This is a genomic window from Oleiphilus sp. HI0132 (assembly GCF_001635845.1).
Genome location: NZ_LWGJ01000738.1, coordinates 1 through 455, shown reverse-complemented (window position 1 = coordinate 455; position 455 = coordinate 1). Strand labels below are relative to the sequence as shown.

Here is a 455-nt window from a genome sequence, read left to right as displayed (position 1 = left end):
TAAGACCTAAGGCCGATCTTTTATAGCTGATCAGCTACAGTAACCTGATTTCTTCCTTGACTTTTTGCCTGGTAAAGGGCTTTGTCAGCCTGTTTTACCAGATCTTGCCAGGCTTCCACTCTGGATTCCACGACACCAATACTGACGGTTAGCACGCCTTTGTCTGATTCAATGTGAGGGATTTGTAATGCCTCGATAGCTGCCCTGACTCGCTCGGCACATATTCTGGCTTGTTGGCCAATACTTCCGGGCATCAGAATTAATAGCTCTTCGCCGCCATAGCGAAATACTCTGTCTGAGGTGCGCAGCGTTGATTTAACAGTTTGAGCAACTTGTCTGAGCGCATCATCTCCTGATTGATGCCCATAGTAATCGTTATACTTCTTGAAAAAGTCGATATCCACTAAAGCTAGACTATAACTATTCTGGGTTCGTAGAGCGTGCTGTTCAGTATG

The 455-nt window shown here is 45.5% G+C and carries 1 protein-coding gene; it reads right to left on the bottom strand.

Translation table 11 applies throughout. The features are described from left to right. Positions 1-20 precede the first annotated feature (20 nt). The coding region (locus A3766_RS08790) for a GGDEF domain-containing protein (protein WP_156508797.1) at positions 21-455 on the bottom strand (435 nt) is incomplete at its 5' end.